The organism is Streptomyces sp. MMS24-W38 (genome assembly GCF_059889265.1).
In genome coordinates this window covers 4423996-4439785 of the sequence record NZ_JCBCPP010000001.1, presented here as the reverse complement: position 1 = coordinate 4439785, position 15790 = coordinate 4423996, and the positions used below count along the sequence as shown (strand labels likewise).

At 70.8% G+C, this 15790-nt stretch carries 14 protein-coding genes and 2 tRNA genes; 6 read left to right on the top strand and 10 right to left on the bottom strand.

Annotated elements, in window-relative coordinates; translation table 11 throughout:
* Positions 1-204: 204 nt before the first annotated feature.
* Positions 205-1635, bottom strand: a complete 1431-nt coding sequence (gene tig / locus AC6F7H_RS19140) for a trigger factor (RefSeq protein WP_500758163.1) — start codon at positions 1633-1635, stop codon at positions 205-207.
* Between the two features lie 167 nt (positions 1636-1802).
* Positions 1803-1879: transfer RNA gene (locus AC6F7H_RS19135), tRNA-Pro, on the bottom strand.
* Between the two features lie 166 nt (positions 1880-2045).
* On the opposite strand from AC6F7H_RS19135, the gene AC6F7H_RS19130 reads away from it, so the two are divergent.
* Positions 2046-2116: transfer RNA gene (locus AC6F7H_RS19130), tRNA-Gly, on the top strand.
* 80 nt (positions 2117-2196) lie between these two features.
* Here AC6F7H_RS19130 and AC6F7H_RS19125 read toward each other — a convergent pair.
* Positions 2197-2421, bottom strand: a complete 225-nt coding sequence (locus AC6F7H_RS19125) for a hypothetical protein (protein ID WP_500758162.1) — start codon at positions 2419-2421, stop codon at positions 2197-2199.
* 20 nt (positions 2422-2441) lie between these two features.
* On the bottom strand, positions 2442-2636 hold the full coding sequence (locus tag AC6F7H_RS19120) for a hypothetical protein (protein WP_457458814.1): 195 nt from the start codon (positions 2634-2636) through the stop codon (positions 2442-2444).
* A gap of 655 nt (positions 2637-3291) precedes the next feature.
* Here AC6F7H_RS19120 and AC6F7H_RS19115 point away from each other — a divergent pair.
* Positions 3292-4527 carry an acyltransferase family protein gene (locus AC6F7H_RS19115; protein ID WP_500758161.1) on the top strand — a complete coding sequence of 412 codons (1236 nt, stop codon included), beginning with the start codon at positions 3292-3294 and terminating at the stop codon, positions 4525-4527.
* On the opposite strand, the gene AC6F7H_RS19110 is transcribed toward AC6F7H_RS19115, so the two are convergent.
* The 5 genes from AC6F7H_RS19110 to AC6F7H_RS19090 all read right to left on the bottom strand — a co-directional run bounded on the left by AC6F7H_RS19110 (position 4524) and on the right by AC6F7H_RS19090 (position 8685).
* Positions 4524-5018: an HD domain-containing protein gene (locus tag AC6F7H_RS19110; protein ID WP_500758160.1), complete on the bottom strand. Its 495-nt coding sequence runs from the start codon at positions 5016-5018 to the stop codon at positions 4524-4526. The two genes, AC6F7H_RS19115 and AC6F7H_RS19110, sit on opposite strands and share 4 nt — an antisense overlap.
* Positions 5019-5109: 91 nt before the next feature.
* A complete protein-coding gene (locus AC6F7H_RS19105; protein ID WP_500758159.1) occupies positions 5110-6288 on the bottom strand; it encodes a PP2C family protein-serine/threonine phosphatase in 1179 nt (392 codons plus the stop codon).
* A 184-nt stretch (positions 6289-6472) separates the two neighbouring features.
* The gene (locus AC6F7H_RS19100; protein WP_500758158.1) at positions 6473-7300 is read right to left on the bottom strand and encodes an Fpg/Nei family DNA glycosylase; all 828 of its coding nucleotides are present in this window, start codon (positions 7298-7300) and stop codon (positions 6473-6475) included.
* Between the two features lie 126 nt (positions 7301-7426).
* Positions 7427-7912, bottom strand: a complete 486-nt coding sequence (locus tag AC6F7H_RS19095; protein ID WP_109379110.1) for a ribose-5-phosphate isomerase — start codon at positions 7910-7912, stop codon at positions 7427-7429.
* 167 nt (positions 7913-8079) lie between these two features.
* The gene (locus tag AC6F7H_RS19090; RefSeq protein ID WP_500758157.1) at positions 8080-8685 is read right to left on the bottom strand and encodes a biotin transporter BioY; all 606 of its coding nucleotides are present in this window, start codon (positions 8683-8685) and stop codon (positions 8080-8082) included.
* A 372-nt stretch (positions 8686-9057) separates the two neighbouring features.
* Between AC6F7H_RS19090 and AC6F7H_RS19085 the strand changes: the two genes are divergently transcribed.
* Together AC6F7H_RS19085 and AC6F7H_RS19080 are read left to right on the top strand one after the other, a co-directional pair.
* Positions 9058-10455, top strand: coding sequence for an amino acid permease (locus tag AC6F7H_RS19085; RefSeq protein WP_500758156.1), 1398 nt, complete (start codon positions 9058-9060; stop codon positions 10453-10455).
* Between the two features lie 317 nt (positions 10456-10772).
* Complete coding sequence (locus AC6F7H_RS19080; RefSeq protein ID WP_500758155.1) at positions 10773-11015, top strand: hypothetical protein; 243 nt, start codon at positions 10773-10775, stop codon at positions 11013-11015.
* A 24-nt stretch (positions 11016-11039) separates the two neighbouring features.
* Here the strand turns inward: AC6F7H_RS19080 and AC6F7H_RS19075 are convergent, their stop codons facing one another.
* Positions 11040-11690, bottom strand: a complete 651-nt coding sequence (locus tag AC6F7H_RS19075) for a mycothiol-dependent nitroreductase Rv2466c family protein (RefSeq protein WP_500758154.1) — start codon at positions 11688-11690, stop codon at positions 11040-11042.
* Positions 11691-11840: 150 nt separating this feature from the next.
* On the opposite strand from AC6F7H_RS19075, the gene pepN reads away from it, so the two are divergent.
* Together pepN and AC6F7H_RS19065 are read left to right on the top strand one after the other, a co-directional pair.
* Positions 11841-14468 carry an aminopeptidase N gene (gene pepN, locus AC6F7H_RS19070; protein ID WP_500758153.1) on the top strand — a complete coding sequence of 876 codons (2628 nt, stop codon included), beginning with the start codon at positions 11841-11843 and terminating at the stop codon, positions 14466-14468.
* Between the two features lie 240 nt (positions 14469-14708).
* On the top strand, positions 14709-15752 hold the full coding sequence (locus AC6F7H_RS19065; RefSeq protein ID WP_500758152.1) for a hypothetical protein: 1044 nt from the start codon (positions 14709-14711) through the stop codon (positions 15750-15752).
* Positions 15753-15790: the final 38 nt, after the last annotated feature.

Genomic DNA, 15790 nt, shown 5'->3' with positions numbered 1-15790 from the left:
TCATGGACCCTAACGCGCGGGCCCCTTCGGGGAATCCCGCAGCGGGGGGTGTTCGCTGTGAGCGCAGGTGGCTCCGCGGGGCGGAACGGGGTTCCTCGCGCCGCGGGCGGTCCGGCCGGTGGGGCCCGCCCCGCCGTACGGCAGACGGGCCCCGGCCATGATGGTCCGGGGCCCGTCGTACGTCCGTCAGAGGCGGCGCGAGGGTCAGCCCTCGGTCTTCTCCTCGGCCTCGTCGGCCTTGTCCTCAGCCTTGTCGGCCTTGGCCTCGGTGGCGTCGGTGGACTCGGCGGCGGCCTCGCCGGCCTCCGTCTCGTCCTCCTCTTCCTCGTCCTCGAGGTCGATGATCTCGCCGTTGGTGTCCTTGACCGTGGCCTTCTCGACCACGGCGGCCAGGGCCTTGCCGCGGGCGACCTCGCCGACCAGGAGCGGAACCTGGCCCTGCTCGACGACGGCCTGGGCGAACTGGTCGGGGGACATGCCGGAGGAGGCCGCACGACGCATGAGGTGCTCGGTGAGCTCCTCCTGGTTGACGTTCAGCTTCTCCTGGTTGACGAGCTGGTCGAGCACGAACTGGGTCTTGATGCCCTTGACCGCGGCCTCGCGGGTCTCGGTGTCGAACTCCTCGGCCGTCTTGCCCTGGATCTCCAGGTACTTCTCGAGGTCGAGGCCCATCTGACCGAGCTGGTGGTGCTCGAGGTTGTGCTTACGGGTGTTGATCTCGTCCTCGAGCAGCTTCTCGGGAACGGGCACCTCGACCAGCTCGAGCAGCTTGTCCAGGACGCGCTCCTGGGCCTGCGTGGCCTGGTCGTACTGCTTCATGTTCTCCAGGCGCTTGCGGCTGTCCGCGCGCAGCTCCTCGAGGGTGTCGAACTCGGAGGCGAGCTGCGCGAACTCGTCGTCCAGCTCGGGCAGTTCACGCTTGGCGACCTGGGTGACCTTGACGGTGACCTCGGCCTCCTTGCCCGCCGCGGAGCCGCCCTTGAGCTCGGAGGTGAAGGTGGCCTCCTCGTCGGCCGACAGGCCCGTCACGGCGGCGTCGACGCCGTCCAGCAGCTCACCGGAGCCGATGGTGTAGGAGACGCCGTTGGCGATGCCGTCCTCCAGCACCTCGCCGTCGACCTTGGCCTCCAGGTCGATGGTGACGACGTCGCCGTCCTCGGCGGCACGCTCGACCGGGGAGGTGGAGGCGAAGCGCCCGCGCAGCTCCTCGACGGCCTTGTCCACGTCCTCGTCGGTGACCTCGACGGCGTCGACCTCGACCTCGATGCCGGAGTAGTCCGGGATCTCGATGGTCGGGCGGACGTCGACCTCGGCGGTGAAGTTCAGCGTCTCGCCGTCCTTCAGCTCCGTGATGTCGACCTCGGGCTGGCCCAGCGGGTTCAGCTCGGCCTCGTTGACCGCGTCGGTGTAGAACTTCGGGAGGGCGTCGTTGACCGCCTCCTCCAGCACCGCACCGCGGCCGAAGCGCTGGTCGATGACCCGGGCCGGGACCTTGCCCTTGCGGAAGCCCTTCACCGTGACCTGCTGGTTGATCTTCTTGTACGCCGCGTCGAGGCTGTCCTTGAGCTCCTCGAAGGGCACCTCGACAGTGAGCCGAACCCGGGTCGGGTTCAGGGTCTCCACGGCGCTCTTCACGGTTCGGTCTCCTTGTGGCTGACTTCTCGGATTCTGCCGGGACCAGAGTGGTCCGGCGGATTCGCCGCCCGGAGACTTCAGACCTGAGACACACGGGCGTGCAGCTTGCATAGTAACGGCAGCGACTACAGCACCCAAAAGCCGATCACTATCGGTGATCGGGCGAGTGGTCGGGGTGGCGGGATTTGAACCCACGGCCTTCCGCTCCCAAAGCGGACGCGCTACCAAGCTGCGCCACACCCCGTCTGGTGCGACACGTAGGGTACATGCCGCCGCGCACTCCGGCCTCCGCATATCGCGGGCGCGGTGCGGCGGCGGGGCCCGAGTCGGCACGGGGTGTGCGCTGAGGGCGCACCACCCGCTACGATGCCTGTCAGTGCCGTGGTCCTCCCGACCTGCGGTGCGCTCCTGCGGGCGTAGCTCAATGGTAGAGCCCTAGTCTTCCAAACTAGCTACGCGGGTTCGATTCCCGTCGCCCGCTCCGCACGGCTCAGGGTCGGGCCGGAGGATCTTTCCTCCGGCCCGACCCTGGTCGCGCTCCCGCCGCTTCCGCGGCCTTCGTCACTTGTCGGCGCGGTAGAGCTTGATGTCCTTGTTGGCGAAGAGGTGGACGTAGCCGCAGCGCCAGCAGATCAGACCGGTGGCGCTCTCGTTGGCCCAGGCCAGCTTCATGAACTCCATGCCGGAGCTGTTGAGCAGGACCTCCCGGTCCCGGAACAGGTCTCCTCGGCAGATCTGGCAGTTGAGCCAGACATCGCCCAGTGCCGCACGTACCGGCTTCGCCATCGCGTGAACGTCCTCCGGGATCAGAAGCTGATCGAGCTGATCGTGTCCGCTATCGAGTCGATGAAGCGGTTGATCGACGGGGCCATGCCGGTCGAGGCGAGGAAGAAGCCGAAGAGGATCGCGACGATCGCGGGTCCGGCCTTGATGGACCCCCCTCTGATCAGCACCACAAGGACGATCGCCAACAACACCACGACAGACAGTGAAATGGCCACAACTGATCACACCCTCGGTCGGTCCGCTTCGCCGGCCCGGGCGACGCATCCCCGCGCACCCCGCCAGAACCATCGTGCCACCAACAGGGCCGTCCTATGCGGCGAGTGACGCATCGTTCGTCCCCTTCGGCCGTACCTCGCGTGCGCGCATCCTCCCCGCGAAGCACCCGCACCGGCCTGCGCGGAGCACGCACGAAGCAGGCGCTGCGGCATCGCACAGTAATTCGGCGTGACCCCCGCACGGGGAATTCGACCGTATCGTCGCAGTCCTCGCACAACACTTTCTCAGCTATTTCGAATTACCCCCACGCGTACCCCGACGAGCCCCCCGGCAACCCGCGAAGCGACTCTAAACGGACATCCAACCGGACCTGCCCGGCAGGCATATGCGCCACTTCGCCCGAAATGATGGCGACAAAAGGGGCCCGTGGCGCACGGGGAACCCTTGCCCTCGTGATGTGTCGACCGTCACTCCCGCAAAGCCGTCTTTATTCGCGGATCGCGGGTATCCGGATTCGACGACCAGGAATGACGTGGGAGTTTTACGAATACCCACGCCGAACGCTAGGGTGCCTCAGATGTTCCACGCTGCCTCGTCCCCCGCAAGCGCAGCGAGCACACCGATCCCCTCCCCGAGTTCCCGGCGGGTGGTTCGGTGACGGACTCGCTGCAACCGAACGGCAACCGCAGGACGCCACTTCCCCCGGCCGAACCGCCGGACCCCGAAGCGCCGGGCCCGCGCACGGAGAACACACGGAGCACGCAGAAGGCGAGGGCCGCCTCCGGCAAGCGGCGGGACGCGTTCTTCGACAACGCCAAGTACCTGGCGATCGTGCTGGTGGCCGTGGGCCACTTCTGGGAGCCCATCAAGGGTGACAACCGGGCCATGGAAGCCGCGTACACCGTCGTGTACTCGTTCCACATGCCGGCCTTCATCATCATCTCCGGCTACTTCTCGCGCAGTTTCGACATGCGCCCCGACCGGCTGCGGCGGCTGATCACCGGCGTCGCCGTGCCGTACATCATCTTCGAGACGACGTATTCGCTCTTCAAGCGCGTCATCGACAACGACCCGCAGCAGGAGATCAGCCTCCTCGACCCCTGGTACCTCACCTGGTTCCTGTGCGCGCTGTTCGTCTGGCGGCTGACCACACCGATCTGGAGGGCGGTGCGCCACCCGCTGCCGCTCGCGCTCGGCATCGCCATGCTGGCGAGCGTCTCCCCCCAGATCGGCGACGACCTCGATCTCCAGCGGGTCCTGCAGTTCCTGCCGTACTTCGTGCTCGGCCTGTGCATGAAGCCCGAGCACTTCCAGCTGGTGCGCCGCCGGTCGGTACGGATCGCGGCGGTGCCGGTCTTCGCGGCGGCGCTGGCCTTCGGCTGGTGGGCGGTGCCGCGGATGCACACCGGGTGGTTCTACCACCGTGACTCCGCACAGGAGTTGGGCGCCCCGTGGTGGATCGGTCCCGTCATGATGCTGGCGATGTTCGGCTGCTCCGTGCTGCTGACCGCCTGCTTCTTCGCCTGGGTGCCGGGCCGCCACATGTGGTTCACCGCACTCGGCGCGGGCACGCTCTACGGCTATCTGCTGCACGGCTTCGTAATGAAGGCCGGTGACTACCGGGGCTGGTTCGAGCCCTCCGTGCTGCACGAGCCGATCGGCGCGGTCGCCGTGACCGTCTTCGCGGCCGTCCTGGTGACGTTCCTGTGCTCCAGGCCGGTGCAGCGGGTCTTCCGGTTCGCGATGGAGCCGAAGATGGAATGGGCCTTCAAACGGGATGCCGCGCAGTCGGCCCGCGACCGCGAGCGAGAACCCCGTGAGGAGCGGGACGGCCACGAGAAGCGGGACGGCCGGGAAAAACAGGAGACGCAGGAGACGGTCTCCGCCTAGTCGGCCGGCGCGGGGCGGTCGGGCCGCGTCCCCGCCACGAGGCCGAGGAGTGTGCGCATCCGCGCGTACTTCTCGGCCAGTCGGCCTCGGGTCGCCTCGTCCAGCACCGCCAGCCGCGCCGGATCGGCGTTGTGCGCCAGGTCCGCCTCCTTCACCAGCAGGGCGCCCGGGGTCGCGAGGACACGGGCCGCGTAGACCTCGGGCGGCTCCCCGGACCGCTTGGTGACCGCGAGGACGATGTCCCGGGTCCGCCGGCTCAGTGCCGCCTCCCTGAGCCACTGCTCCGAGAGCTTGCCGTCCTCGACGGCGTCGTGCAGCCAGGCCGCCGCGATCTGCTCCTCGTCACCGCCGCGGTCCCGGACGCCCTCGGCGACGGCCCGGAGGTGCTCGGCGTACGGCATGCCCGCCTTGTCGGTCTGGCCCTCGTGCACGGCACGGGCGATGGCCTCGACCTGGGCGGGGGTCAACAGGTTGCGCGGTGTCTCGGTCACCCCTCCAGTGTCCCCGCTCCCGCCGTGCCGCACGGGCCGGGCGGGGCAGGAGAGTGGCGGAGGCCGCCGGTCCGGGCGCGGGGAGCCGGGGTCAGCGGGGCAGGGCGGCCGTACTGCCCTCGCGGCAGATCAGCAACAGCGCACGGTCGTCGTTGACGTCCTTGGCGACCGCTTCGATGAGGTGCCAGGCCGCTCCGTGGAAGCCACCGGCGACATAGCGGTCGGCCTCGCCGGTGAGGCGGTCGATGCCCTCGACGATGTCCCGGTCCGAGGTCTCCACCAGGCCGTCGGTGAACAGCATCAGCACGTCCCCGGGACGCAACGAGCCTTTCACCGGGTCGAACTGGGCGCCGTCGTACACGCCCAGCAGCGGACCGTCGCCCGACTTCTCCTCCCAGCGGCCGCTGCCCGCGCTGAGTTGGAGACCCGGCGGATGCCCCGCGGAGTACAACTCGTAGTCGCCGGAGTCCAGGTCGAGGACGAGGTGGATGGAGGTGGCGAAGCCCTCCTGCCACTCCTGGCGGAGCAGGTAGCCGTTGGCGGCCGGCAGGAAGGCGTGCGGCGGGAGGCTGCCGAGCAGGCCGCCGAAGGCACCGGACAGCAGCAGGGCGCGCGAGCCCGCGTCCATGCCCTTGCCCGACACGTCGGTCAGGACGACCTCCAGCGTGCGCCCGCCGTTGGTGCGGGCCGCGACCACGAAGTCGCCGGAGAAGGACTGGCCGCCGGCGGGACGCAGGGCCATCTCCCGGTGCCATCCGCTCGGCAGGGCCGGCAACTGGCTCTGCACCCTGATGCGTTCACGCAGGTCGAAGAGCATGGTGCCGCCGCGCCGCCAGGGCACGCCCACCCGGCTGCGGAACTGGGCGACGACCAGTCCGAAGAAGCCGCAGGCGGCCACGGTGAGGACGACGCCCGGAGTCACCCGGGACGCGCCCTCGGTGTACGGGCCGAGTCGGACGGCCTCCACGATCAGTGCCGTCGCCGCCGCCGCGTACAGGCCGAGCAGACTCGCCGGGCGGAGCAGCAGCCCACCGGCGACGATCGGCAGCACCAGTGCGGACGGTGCGAACCAGACGGAGTTGGCGAGCGTCGCGGCCGAGATGAGCGGGATCGTCAGCAGCAGCCCGGCAAGGGCTATCCAGTCGGAGCCGTCCCCGCGGAAGTAGTCGACGGCGGCCCGGCGCACGCCGACGCGGGCCCGGTGCCACTGCTTCTTCACCCGGGCCGTGAGCGTGGCGGCTGCCGCGCGCCTCTCTCGTCCTGCTGCCATCAGTTCGGGACCCTATCCATCGGAGCGACCACTTGGCACGGGAGGTCCTGGTTGTCCCCCGTCCGGGGACCGACTTCACAGTGAACTTCACCGGGCGCCCTCGTGTGGTCGTCCGGCGGAAATTGTGCCGGACGTCCCGCTCCGCCCGCCCGCCGCGCACCGGCCCCGCCCCGCCGGGCCGGTCTCACCGGTGCTGGCAGGCCGGGCACCAGAAGAGGTTGCGGGCGGCGAGGCCGGCGGTGCGGATCTCCTCGCCGCAGATGTGGCAGGGCTGATGGGCCCTGCGGTAGACATACACCTCACCGCCGTGGTCGTCGACACGTGGCGGGCGGCCCATCGCCTCCGGAGTGTGTTCCGGGCGGACGGTGTCGATCCGGTTGTTGCGGACGCCCTCCCGCATGAGCCCGACCAGGTCGGTCCACAGGGCGTCCCACTCGGCGGGGGTGATGTCCCGGCCCGCGCGGTACGGGTCGATACGGTGCCGGAAGAGGACCTCGGCGCGGTAGACGTTCCCCACGCCGGCGATGAGCTTCTGGTCCATGAGGAGCGCGGCGATCGTCGTACGGCTGCGGCTGATCCTGCGGTACGCGGCGTCCGGGTCCGCGTCCGGGCGCAGCGGGTCGGGGCCGAGGCGGTCGTGTATCGCCCGCTTCTCGGTGTCCGTGATCAGGGCGCAGGTGGTGGGCCCGCGGAGATCGGCGTACGACGCGTGGTGCGTGAGGCGCAGCCGGACGGTGTCCGTGGGCGGGGGCGCGGGGGCCGGGCCCAGGGCGACCTTGCCGAAGAGGCCGAGGTGGATGTGGACCCAGTCGGTGTGCTCGGGGTCGGGGTCGCGGAAGCCGAGGAAGAGATGCTTGCCGTGGGCCTCGGCGGTGTGCAGGACGGTGCGGTCCAGGAGGGCGGCGGCGTCGCTGAACTTGCCCTGGGGGCTGGAGACCCGAAGAGGGGTGCCGTCGGAGAAGGCCCCGGCGTAGTCCTCGGCCAGCCGGTGAATGGTGTGGCCCTCCGGCACGGGTTCGCTCCCCTCCCTCTCGACTCTCTCAGCCCGCTCGGCTTTTCCCGCCCCCCGCTCGGCTTTTCCCGCCCCCCGCTCGGCTTTTCCCGCCCCCCGCCCTGCTTTCCCCGCCCCCCGGCCGGGTCACTGCTGGGGGTGGTGGGGCGGGATCGGGGGAAGGTCGCCGGTGGTCTCGTAGTCCGCGAGCATGTCGATGCGGCGGGTGTGGCGCTCGTCGCCCGAGAACGGGGTGCCCAGGAAGACCTCGACGAACTTCGTCGCCTCGTCCGAGGTGTGCATGCGCGCACCGATCGCGACCACGTTGGCGTTGTTGTGCTGGCGGCCCAGCGCCGCGGTCTCCTCGCTCCACGCCAGGGCCGCTCGTACGCCCTTCACCTTGTTCGCGGCGATCTGCTCGCCGTTGCCGGAGCCACCGATCACGATGCCGAGGGCGTCGGGGTCGGCGGCGGTCCGCTCGGCGGCGCGGAGGCAGAAGGGCGGGTAGTCGTCCTGGGCGTCGTAGATGTGGGGCCCGCAGTCGACGGGCTCGTGACCCGCGTCCTTGAGCCACTCGGCGAGGTGGTTCTTGAGTTCGTATCCGGCATGGTCGGAACCGAGGTACACGCGCATGGTCCGAGTGTGACACGCGGGATCACGGGCAGGCGCGCGGGGGCGTGTGACACGGCTCCCAGACACAGCCCCGAGAAACGGTTCCACGGCCGTCACCGACGCGGAAGGGGGCCGTCCGGGCGCTGTACGTGCGCCCGGGCGGCCCCCTTCCGGGGACGATCGAGAAGTCACCGCTTGTTGACGAACCGCCAGGCGGTCGGCAGCACGCCCATCGCCAGGGCCGCCTTCAGGGCGTCACCGATGAGGAACGGGGTGAGACCCGCCGCGATCGCGGCGGAGGCGGACATGCCGGTGGCCAGCGCCAGGTAGGGCACGCCGACGGCGTAGATGACCGCCGAGCCGAGCAGCATGGTGCCCGCCATCCGCCACGCGGAGCGGTCGGCGCCGCGACGGGCCAGGGAGCCCACGACGGCCGCGGCCAGCAGCATGCCCAGGACGTAGCCGAACGACGGCGCCCCGTAGCCCGACGCGCCCTCGGCGAACCACGGCACACCCGCGACGCCCGCCAGCGCGTACAGCGCGAGGGAGAGGAGACCGCGGCGGGCTCCGAGGGTGGTGCCGACGAGCAGCGCGGCGAAGGTCTGGCCGGTCACCGGCACCGGGGAGCCGGGGACCGGGACGGCGAGCTGGGCGGCGACGCCGGTGAGCGCGGCACCGCCGACCACGAGGGCCACGTCCCTCACACGGGAGGCCGGGACGAGGTCGGCGAGGACCAGACCGACGCGGGCCCCGCCTTCCTGGGGCAGGGCGGACGAGGCGGCAGCGGTGCTCATGGGGACTCCGCGGGGTGAGGAGGCTGGGGACGACAGCGACGCTATCCCAGCGCCCTCGAGCCGATCACCGTCAGCGCTCGACAAAGGCGCCTGCACGCGGATGGTGGGCTCCGGACAAAGAACACACCCAACCCGGGCAACGGCGTGATACCGGTCACTGAGGTGGCATGGCCTCTCCCACAGGGGTCACCCGGCCGGCGTCTGTAGGGTCCCGCCAAACCGGCCGCCCGTGCCCCACGCCCGACCCCTCGCCGGGCGACCCGCCGGCCACCCTCCGTATGACGCTCGTCCGCATGGTGGGCAGCCCCTCCGCCGGGCGGGAGCGGCCGCCCAAACTGACGGGGTTTCATCGTCTCCCGCATTGGACGAGCCGTGCCCGTTCCCAGCACCTCCGTCGAGACACCGCCGCAGCGGGAGGGGTCCTCCCTCTCCCACGGCCTGAAGCAACGCCATCTGTCGATGATCGCCCTGGGCGGGGTGATCGGGGCCGGCCTGTTCGTCGGCTCCGGCGCGGGCATCGCGGCCGCCGGGCCGTCGATCGTCCTCGCCTACACCCTCTCCGGCCTGCTGGTCATGCTGGTGATGCGGATGCTCGGCGAGATGTCGGCCGCGCATCCGTCGTCCGGTTCCTTCTCGGCGCACGCCGAGCGGGCCATCGGGCCCTGGGCGGGCTTCACGGTGGGCTGGGCGTTCTGGGTGCTGCTGTGCACGGCCGTCGGCCTGGAGGGCATCGGTGCCGCGAAGATCGTCACCGGCTGGCTCCCGGGCACGCCCGAGTGGGCGTGGGTGGCGCTGTTCATGGTGGTGTTCTGCGGCGCGAACCTCGCGGCCGTGAAGAACTTCGGCGAGTTCGAGTTCTGGTTCGCGGCACTGAAGGTCGGCGCGATCTCCCTGTTCCTGGTGCTCGGGGTGCTGGCCCTCACGGGCGTGCTGCCGGGCACCGACTCCCCGGGCGCCTCGAACCTCACCGAGCTGTTTCCGAACGGCGGCGAGGGGTTGGTGATCGGCCTGCTCGCCTCCGTCTTCGCGTACGGCGGCCTGGAGACGGTCACCATCGCCGCGGCCGAGTCGGAGAACCCGGTCAAGGGCGTCGCCGTCGCGGTCCGTACCGCGATGTGGCGGATCGCGCTGTTCTACATCGGTTCGATGGCGGTCATCGTGGCCCTGGTCCCGTGGGACTCGCCGGCGGTGGTCGAGAGCGGCCCGTACGTCGCCGCCCTGGACCGGCTCGGCATCCCGGGCGCCGGTCAGCTGATGAACGTCGTGGTGCTGGTGGCGCTGCTGTCCGCGATGAACGCCAACATCTACGGAGCCTCGCGCATCGCCTACTCCCTGGTGGAGCGCGGGCCGGGCCCGAAGGCACTGGGCCGGGTGTCGGGCGGGGTGCCGCGGCTCGCCGTGCTGGCCTCCTCGGTCTTCGGGTTCCTGTGCGTGCTGCTGAGCTACTGGCGGCCCGACGACGTCTTCTCCTGGCTGCTGAACATGATCGGCGCGGTGATCCTGGTCGTCTGGATCTTCATCGCCGTCTCACAGCTGCGGCTGCGGCGCATCCTGGAGCGCGAGGCCCCGGAGAAGCTGGTGGTGCGGATGTGGGCGTTCCCGTGGCTGACGTGGATCGCGCTGGCCGGGATGGCGGGCGTCTTCTTCCTCATGGCGCGGGAACCGGGCACGCGTGTGCAGCTGTACTCGACGGGCGGCATGGTCCTGGTCCTGGCTGCCGTGGGCTACGCCTGGCAGCGGGCCCGGAAACGGGCCGGGACCGGGAGCTGAAGACCTTCCCGAAGCCCCCTCCCACGACGGCGAAGGCCCTCGGCAGGACGCATCGTCCGGCCGAGGGCCTTTTCCATGCCCGCGTGCGTTCCGGGCACACGATCCACCCCCTTCTGCTGCTAGCATGCAGTTGCAATAATGTTGCAGTAAGAGGTTCGTGCGACCCGGTGCCCCAGGGGGCCTGCAAGGCCCCGGTGAGCGTCCTGCCTCGTGATCGTCTTCTCACCGTTCACCCGGCAGGCGGAAAAAGGGAAGCCCCTGCGAGGACAGGACTCGCGGGGGCTTCCGGTATGAGGCGTTCCGGGTCAAAGTGTCCCATGACGACACCCAGGACCATGAAACTGCCTTGCTGGACGTGCGACGCCGACCAGCAGCATCGTCAGCTCGACAGGGCCGAGCAGGACTGGCTCAAGGAGCGGCTGGGCCGCACGGGCGTGAACGAGTTCTGGCTCTGCGAGAACGTGCTGGACCCGGACACCGGCAAGCAGTGCCGCAACCTGCGCACGGGGTTCGTCATGAAGCCGTTCCCCCAGGCCGTCCGCGTGCCCGTCCCGGAGTGACCCGCCCGGAACGACCCGTCGCCGTCACAGATTGCTGAAGTCCGGGCCCTTGGTGCGGGTGCGCTTGATCTCGTAGAAACCGGGGACGGAGGCCACGGCGAGGGTGCCGTCCCAGAGGCGGGCCGCCTCCTCGCCCTGGGGCGCGGGGGTGACGACCGGGCCGAAGAAGGCGATCTGCTCGCCGCCCGCGCCGGGCACGGCGATGACCGGGGTGCCGACCTCCTGGCCGACCTTGTCGATGCCCTCCTGGTGGGAGGCGCGCAGCTGGGGCTCGTACGGGGTGGAGTCCCAGTGCTCCATGAGGGAGTCGGGCAGGCCGACCTCCTTCAGGGCGGCCGCGACGGCTTCCTTCTCCGGGCCCTCGCCCTGGTTGTGGATGCGGGTGCCGAGCGCGGTGTAGAGGTCGCCGAGCACCTCGGCGCCGTGCTCCTGCTCGGCCGCGGCGACGACACGGACGGGCCCCCAGGCCTTGGTCTCGAGCATCTCGCGGTACTCCTCGGGCAGCTCGTCGAGCTTGTCCTCGTTGAGGACCGCGAGGCTCATCAGGTGCCAGCGGACCTTGACGTCCCGCACCTTCTCCACCTCCAGCATCCAGCGGGAGGTCATCCAGGCCCAGGGGCACAGCGGGTCGAACCAGAAGTCCACGGGGGTGGCGGCGGGGGACGTGTCGGGCATGTCGCTCCTCGGGAGGCAAGTGCGGGGCGGGCGTTTCCCCGGGGAAACGCCCGAACCCCCTCGGTCATTCCCGGCTGCCGCTGGTCAGAGGCGCATGGCAGGATCGGTGCTGTCCAGCCCTGTCGACGACGACGTACGAGGAGTCCGCCCGTGCCCGGTGAGAACCTGACCCGTGACGAGGCCCGGGAGCGGGCCGCACTGCTGTCGGTGGACGGGTACGAGGTGTCCCTCGACCTGCGCTCCGCGAACGGCGGAGCGAACGGCGGAGCGAACGGCGAGGACGGCGCGGCCGGGCCGCACACCTTCCGCTCGGTGACGACCCTCCGGTTCCGCTGCGCGGAGCCGGGCGCGAGCAGCTTCGCGGACCTGATCGCGCCGAGCGTGACGGCCGTCTCCCTCAACGGGCGGGACCTCGACCCCGGGGAGGTGTTCGACGGCTCCCGGATCCTGCTGGAGGACCTGGCCGCCGACAACGAGTTGATCGTCGACGCCCGGTGCGCGTACTCCCGTACCGGCGAGGGCATGCACCGCTTCGTCGACCCCGAGGACGGCGAGGTGTACCTCTACACCCAGTACGAGCCGGCCGACGCCCGGCGCGTCTTCGCCAACTTCGAGCAGCCCGACCTCAAAGCCCCCTACCGCTTCGAGGTGCGGGCCCCCGAGGGCTGGACGGTGTGGAGCAACGGTGTCGGTGAACTCGCCGACGGTGTCTGGCGGTTCGCGGAGACCAAGCCGATCTCGACGTACATCACGTGCGTGGTCGCCGGGCCGTACCACTACGTCACGGACACCTACGAGCGTGAACTGCCCGACGGCACGCGGCTGGAGATCCCGCTCGGCGCGATGTGCCGCAAGGGTCTCGCGCCGCACTTCGACGCCGACGACGTGTTCCTGGTGACCAAGCAGGGCCTGGACTTCTTCCACGACCACGTCGACTACCCGTACCCCTTCGGGAAGTACGACCAGGCGTTCGTGCCCGAGTACAACCTGGGTGCGATGGAGAACCCCGGACTCGTCACGTTCCGGGAGGAGTTCATCTTCCGCGGCAAGGTCACGCAGGCGTCCTACGAGGGCCGGGCCAATGTGATCCTGCACGAGATGGCGCACATGTGGTTCGGCGACCTGGTCACCATGGAGTGGTGGGACGACCTGTGGCTCAAGGAGTCCTTCGCCGACTTCATGGGCGCGTTCTCGCTCGTGGGCGCCACCCGTTTCACCGACGGCTGGATCACCTTCGCCAACCGCCGCAAGGCCTGGGCGTACCGCGCGGACCAGCTGCCGTCCACGCACCCGATCACCGCAGACATCCGCGACCTCCAGGACGCCAAGCTCAACTTCGACGGCATCACCTACGCCAAGGGCGCCTCCGTGCTGAAGCAACTGGTGGCGTACGTCGGCCAGGACGCCTTCCTGGAGGGTGCCCGCCGCTACTTCAAGCGGCACGCGTACGGCAACACCCGCCTCGGTGACCTGCTGTCGGTCCTCGAGGAGACCAGCGGGCGGGACATGGCGGCATGGACACGGTCCTGGCTGCAGACGGCAGGGGTCAACTCCCTGACGCCCCAGGTGCTGTTGGACGCGAACGGCAGGGTCGAGGAGCTCGCGGTGGTGCAGGAGGCCACGGCTGTGTCCGATCAGCCGACTCCGTCGGCCGAGCACCCCGAACTGCGCCCGCACCGCGTCGCGGTGGGCCTGTACCGGCGTACGGGCGACGGCGCGCTCGAGCGGTACGCGCGCGCCGAGGCGGACGTCGACGGGGCGCGTACGGTGGTCGCCGAGCTGGCGGGTGCCGAGGCGCCCGAGCTGGTGCTGGTCAACGACGACGACCTGACGTACTGCAAGATCCGCTTCGACGAGACCTCGCTGGCCACGCTCCGCGCGCACTTGGGCGCGCTGACCGATCCCCTGGCCCGCGCCCTGTGCTGGTCGGCGCTGTGGAACATGACGCGGGACGCGCTGCTGCCCGCGCGGGAGTTCGTGGACCTGGTGCTGCGGTTCGGCGGGCGCGAGTCCGACATCGGTGTGCTCCAGATGCTGCACGCCTGGGCCGAGTCGGCGCTCGTCCACTACGCGGCGCCCGCCTGGCGGGAGACGGGTGGCCGGCTGCTCGCCGAGGGCGCCCGGCGCGAGCTGGAGGACGCCGCGCCGGGCAGCGAGCAGCAGCTGGCCTGGGCCCGCTTCTTCGCCCGGTCGGCCGGTGCACCGGGCGACTTCCAGCTGCTCCAGGAGCTGCTGTCGGGCACGGTGACGGTCGACGGGCTCGACGTCGACCAGGAGCTGCGCTGGGTGTTCCTGGAGCCGCTGGCCGCGCACGGGCTCGCCGACGAGAAGGCACTGGCCGAGGAGCTGGCCCGGGACGACACCGCCTCCGGCAAGCGCCACCAGGTCCGCTGCCTGGCCGCCCGCCCGTCGGCGGAGGTGAAGGCGCGGGCGTGGGAGCAGGTCGTGGAGTCGGACGAGCTGTCCAACGCGCTGGTGGAAGCGACGATCGCGGGCTTCGCCCAGCCCTCGCAGCGGGAGCTGCTCGCGCCGTACGCGGAGAAGTACTTCGCGGTGATCGAGCGGGTGTGGACCGAGCGGTCGATCCAGATCGGCATGGACGTGGTGCGGGGCCTGTTCCCCGATCTGCGGGACTCGCCCCGGACGCTGGACGCGACGGACGCCTGGCTCGCGGCACACGAGGACGCGGCCCCGGCGCTGCGCCGTCTGGTGCTGGAGGCCCGGGACGACCTGGCGCGGGCGCTGCGCGGCCAGGCGTGCGACGCGGCGGCGGGCTGACACCCACTGCGGCGGTCGGCTGACACCCACCCGCTCCCGGTGTGATCCCACCCCTGGGATACACGCTCCGTGACCGTTACGGAATTCGGTCAATAACAACCGTAACCCCTGGTCCCAGCCGAACGGACCAGGGGTTTTCGGCATCCGAACAAGCGTCCTTTAGGACGGCCTTGTCCCTGATTGTCGACGGCTCTGTAACAGGGGTTCGGGGGCGGACGCGATGCGGGGACATTGCCGGACATGAACCACGAGACCCCGCTCTTCCCCCGCTCCCGGCACCGCCTGGCCGCCGGCACCCGGCGCGTGCTGACGACCGCCCAGCTCCGCTCGCACGGCGTCTCCGCCGCGGAGGCCGACGACCGGTGCCGCCCCGGCGGCGCCTGGCGGCAGCTCCTCCCCGGTGTCGTCCTGCTCCACCCGGGGCCGCCGACCAGCGAGGAGCGGCTGCACGCGGTGCTGATGTACGCGGCGCGGGAGCGGTCCGTGCGGGTCCCCGACCAGCCCGGCCCGGCCGACCCGACGGCGCCCCGCTACGAGGAGGCGATGATCACCGGGCTGGCCGCGCTGACCCTGCACGGCTTCTCCTCCGCTCCCCCGCTGCCCTCCCTGGACACCTTCGACGTGCTGGTGCCACGGCTGCGCCGGCTGCGCTCCACGGGCTGTGTCCGCATCGTCCGCACGCCGGTGCTGCCGGTCCCCGCACAGGTGACGGGCGTGCCGGTGGCGCCGGTCCCGCGGGCGCTGGCCGACGCGGTGGCCACTGTGGACGACGCGGCCGCGGTGCTCCGGCTGCTGACGGAGGCGGTGGTCGGCGGCCACTGCGACGCGGCCACGGTGGTGCGGGAGCTGACCGGCGCGAAGCTCCTGAACCGGCCGCACGTGGTGGACGCGGTGGACTCGTTGGTGGCCGAGGGCCGTGTGGTCGCGGAGGACCGGCTGTACCGGATGGTGCGGGAGTACGGTCTGCCCGACCCGGTGTGGAACGTCGACCTGCGCCTGCCGGGCGGCCCCCACCTCGGCGGTCTGGACGCCTACTGGCCCGACCAGGCCGTGGCGCTCGAGCTGGACACCCGGGAGTCCCGGCCGGGTCCCCGTCAGGAGGACGTGTGGTTCGAGTACGCCCGCAAGCGTGAGCTCCTGGAGCGGCTCGGCATCACCGTCGTGCACCTCACCCCGGGCAAGCTGCGGGACGCGGCGGAGCAGCAGGCGACGGTGATCCGTACGGCACTGATGGCCGCGGACGACCGCGATCCCGCCGCCTACGTCGTGGTGCTGCCCCGCTGACCCGGCCCCGCGCCGTACGCCCGCACCGCCCGCCTCGT